The following is a 4,369-nucleotide window of genomic DNA, read 5'->3' on the forward strand; positions in this document are numbered from 1 at the left end:
CCTGTGACCGGCATGCGCTCCTCGCCGCATCTCGATTTCGCCGGCGAGGTGAGGGCGGCGACCAAGTTCCCGACCTTCCACGCGGCGCGCATTTCCGATGTCGCCACGGCGCGCCACGCCATCGCCACCGGCAAGCTCGACATGGTCGGCATGACGCGCGCCCATATCGCCGATCCGCACATCGTCAGGAAAGTGATGGAAGGCCGCGAGCACGAGATCCGGCCATGCGTGGGCGCCACCTATTGCCTCGACCGCATCTATGAGGGCGGCGAGGCGCTGTGCGTCCACAACGCCGCAACCGGTCGCGAGGCGACCATTCCGCACATCATCGCGAAGAGCGAAGGACCGGAGAAGAGGGTCGTGGTGGTGGGGGCGGGCGCTGGTGGTCTTGAAGCCGCGCGCGTCGCGGCCGAACGCGGCCACCAGGTGACGGTGCTCGAAGCCTCCAGCCAAGCGGGCGGCCAGGTGCGGCTCGCCACCCAGAACCCGCGCCGCAAGGAGCTGATCGGCATCATCGACTGGCGGCTGGCCGAGCTCGACCGCCTCGGCGTCGAGATCCGCTATGACACCTGGGCGGAGAAGGACGATGTGCTGGCGCTGGCGCCGGATGTCGTGATCGTGGCGACGGGCGGCATGCCGCAGAACCCGCCGCTGACGGAAGGCGACAATCTCGTCACCTCGAGCTGGGATATCATGGCAGGCTCCGTCAAACCGGCCGAGAATGTGCTGCTCTACGACGACAATGGCGGCCATCAGGGCATGGGCGCGGCCGAACTCATCGCCAACAGCGGTTCGAAGCTGGAGCTGGTCTCGCCGGAGCGCTTCTTCGCGCCGGAAATGGGCGGCATGAACCACGTGCCCTATATGCGCGCCTTCCACGAAAAGGGTGTCACCGTCACCATCAACACAAGGCTGCGTTCGGTGCGGCGCGAGGGCAACCAGCTCGTCGCCGAGCTCGCCTCGGACTTTGCCGACGGCTGGCGCGGCGAAAGGCGCGTCGACCAGGTGGTGGTCGAGCATGGCACGGCGCCGCTCGACGACCTCTATCTTGCGCTCAAACCGCTGTCGAAGAATGGCGGCGCGGTCGACTATGAGCGGCTGGTGAACGGCGGCGACATCTTCCCATCCCGCAATGCCGAAGGCGGTTTCGTGCTGTTTCGCATCGGCGACGCGGTCGCCTCGCGCAACATCCACGCCGCCATCTATGACGGCATCCGGTTCGGGATCAGGATCTGAGGGGCAGGTCGCCGCGCGAAATCGCGGCGGCGGGAAAAGTGCCGTAAAGGGCTGCGTTATCGGTTGCGGTTAGCCCGCTCTCCGCGGTCGGCTGTTCACTCGGCTCCCAAAGTCATTGTATATGCTTGTATGTATAACCAAGGATCGGTTAGTCTCGCGGGCGAGGGCAGGCCGGCAAGGCCAAGGAGGATCGACATGCGCAATGCTTCCCTCTTCGACCTGTCGGGCAGGAAGGCGCTCGTCACCGGCGCCAGCCGCGGCATCGGGCGCGGCATCGCCGAGGCGCTGAGTGCGGCCGGCGCCGCTGTCGCCGTCATGGCGCGCAGCCTTGCTTCGCTGCAGGAGACGACGGAGGCGATCCGGGCCGCCGGCGGGGTTGCGCATGCCATTGCCCTGGATGTCACCGACGTCGCCCGCTGCCGCGCCGCGACCGCCGAGGCAGCCAACCTGCTTGGCGGTCTCGATATCCTAGTCAACAATGCCGGCATGGAAGAGGTCAGGCCTTCGCTCGATGTCGATGAAGCGCTCTGGGACAGGATTGTCGACACCAACCTCAAGGGCGCCTTCTTCTGCGCTCAGGCCGCCGCCCGCCACATGCGCGATGCCGGACGGCCCGGCGCCATCATCAATTTGTGCTCGCTGACCTCCGAGGTCGGCATCCCCACGGCCGTGCCCTACGGTTCGTCGAAGTCGGGCCTGCTCGGCATGACGCGGGCGCTTGCGGCGGAGTGGGCGGGTCTCGGGATCAGGGTCAACGCGATTGCTCCTGGCTATTTCAGGACGGCGATGACCGAGGTGTTCTACGCCGACGAGGCGTGGCAGCAATCGATGCTCGCCAAGATCCCGCAGCATCGCTTCGGCGACCTTTCGGACCTGCACGGCATTGCTGTCTTCCTGGCCTCGGACGCCTCATCCTACATCACGGGTCAGTGCTTTCCGGTGGATGGGGGCTTTCTTGCCTCGATCTGATGCGGTTTGCCGTGGCCGACCAACCCTGCGGACGCAGAAAAATACTGGCGAGCATTATACGTACATGTATATACTTTTCCCGCGTTTCTGAGGAGCAGCCATGTCCGAGATCAGCTTCCACGACCTCTCATCCGCCAGCGCCGAACAGCGGGCGAGCCTGCTGAAGCGCGCCGAGGCCGACCTCTCGGTCTTCGTCGAGAAGGTCCGCCCGATTCTTGATGCGGTCAGGACGGAAGGCGACTCGGCGCTGCTCCGCTTCGTCCGGGATCTGGACAAGGCCGATGTGGCCGCGGGTAATCTGAAGGTCTCGGAGGCTGAGTTCGACGCTGCCTTCGGCAAGGTCGACAAGGATGTCATCGACAGCATCCGCTTCGGCATCACAAACATCAGGCATTTCCACGAGGAGCAGCGTCCCGAGACGATGTGGCTCAAGGAAGTCCGCCCCGGCGCCTATGCCGGCGACCGTTACACGCCGATCGGCTCGGTCGCGCTTTACGTTCCGCGCGGCAAGGGCGCCTTTCCGTCGGTGACGATGATGACCTCGGTTCCGGCCGTCATCGCCGGCGTGCCGCAGATCGCCATCGTGACGCCGCCGACCGCGGACGGTTCCGTCGATGCCGCGACCCTGGTCGCCGCTCGGCTCGCCGGAGTCGAGACCGTCTACAAATGCGGCGGCGCGCATGCTGTCGCGGCCGTCGCCTATGGCACCGAGACGGTGAAGCCCGCGCTCAAGATCGTCGGCCCGGGCAGCCCTTGGGTGGTGGCGGCCAAGAGCCTGCTGTCCTCGATCATCGACACCGGCCTTCCGGCCGGCCCGTCGGAAGCGATCATCTTCGCCGACGACAGCGTCGACGGCGGCCTCGCCGCACTCGACCTTCTGATCGAGGCCGAGCACGGACCGGACTCTTCCGCCTATCTCGTGACGCACAGCCGCAAGGTCGCCGACGCGGCTCTGGCAGCACTTCCCGACCACTGGTCCCGTATGACCGAGCAGCGGGTCGAGTTCTCGCGCGCGGTGCTGACCGGCAAGCGCGGCGGCATCGTGCTGACCGCGTCACTGGAGGACAGCTACCGCTTCATCAACGACTATGCGCCCGAGCACCTCGAAATCCTGTCCAGAGAGCCGTTCGCGCATCTCGGCCACATCACCGAGGCGGCCGAGATCCTCATGGGTCCGCACACGCCGGTGACGCTCGCCAATTTCGTCCTCGGGCCGAATGCGGTGCTGCCGACCAGCCGCTGGGCGCGCACTTACGGGCCGCTTTCGGTGACGGATTTCCTGAAACGTTCGTCGGTCGGCTATGTGACCTCGGCCGCCTATCCGGAGCTTGCCGGCCATGCCCGCAGGCTTGCCCGCTATGAGGGCTTCAGCTCGCATGAGAACGCGGTCTCGGAAATCCGCGACCGCTATCTCGGCGCCTGACGGGCCGGCGCGATGAAGGCCGCCAGACTGCATGGCCCCGGCGACCTGCGTGTCGAGGATATCGCCGCGCCGGGGGCTCCCGAGCCGGGCTGGGTGAAGCTCAATGTCGACGCCGCCGGCATCTGCGGTTCCGACCTCCACAATTTCCGCACCGGACAATGGATAAGCCGCGCGCCGTCGACGGCCGGCCATGAACTGACCGGCACGGTGGTCGCGGTCGGCGAGGGCGTCGGCACCGTCGCCGTGGGTGACCGGGTGGTCGCCGATTCCCGCTTCTGGTGCGGGGAATGCGCGCAATGCCGCGCGGGCAGGCGGCATCTGTGCGCCTCGCTGGGCTTCGTCGGCGAAGTATGCGACGGCGGCTTTGCCGAGCAGACGGTGCTGCCGGCGCGCCTGCTGCATCTCATCGACGCCGCGCTGGATGAAAGAGTGGCGGCCATGGCCGAGCCGCTCGCCGTCGCGCTGCATGCTGTGCGGCGCCTGCCGAAGACCGCGGGTTCGGTGCTTGTCGTGGGCTGCGGCACCATCGGCGGCTTGGCGGCGCTGCTCCTGTCGCGGACGCTCCCGGGCAGGGTGCTGATCGCCGACCGCAACAAGGCGCGCTGCGAGCGTGTCGCCCGGGTGACCGGCGCCACCATCGTCGATCTCGACCGCGAGGCCATTGCCGAAGCCACCGCCGACGCACCTCTGCTTGCCGCCGTCGAGGCGACCGGCAGCATCGCCGCGCTCAACCAACTGCTG

At 67.1% G+C, this 4,369-nt stretch carries 4 protein-coding genes; all 4 read left to right on the top strand.

The features are described 5' to 3' along the window. Positions 1 to 1,236: FAD/NAD(P)-binding oxidoreductase (locus EOA24_RS28855; RefSeq protein ID WP_127410333.1), on the top strand; the 1,236-nt coding region annotated here is incomplete at its 5' end. 195 nt (positions 1,237 to 1,431) lie between these two features. Beyond that, positions 1,432 to 2,205, top strand: coding sequence for a glucose 1-dehydrogenase (locus EOA24_RS28860; RefSeq protein WP_126083114.1), 774 nt, complete (start codon positions 1,432 to 1,434; stop codon positions 2,203 to 2,205). A gap of 100 nt (positions 2,206 to 2,305) precedes the next feature. Beyond that, positions 2,306 to 3,628 carry a histidinol dehydrogenase gene (hisD, locus tag EOA24_RS28865; protein WP_126083113.1) on the top strand — a complete coding sequence of 441 codons (1,323 nt, stop codon included), beginning with the start codon at positions 2,306 to 2,308 and terminating at the stop codon, positions 3,626 to 3,628. Between the two features lie 12 nt (positions 3,629 to 3,640). Then, positions 3,641 to 4,369 (top strand): alcohol dehydrogenase catalytic domain-containing protein (locus EOA24_RS28870; protein WP_127410334.1); only part of this gene is annotated, 729 nt, incomplete at its 3' end.

The sequence above is a fragment of the Mesorhizobium sp. M2A.F.Ca.ET.039.01.1.1 genome, from assembly GCF_003998035.1.
Taxonomy (GTDB): Bacteria; Pseudomonadota; Alphaproteobacteria; order Rhizobiales; family Rhizobiaceae; genus Mesorhizobium.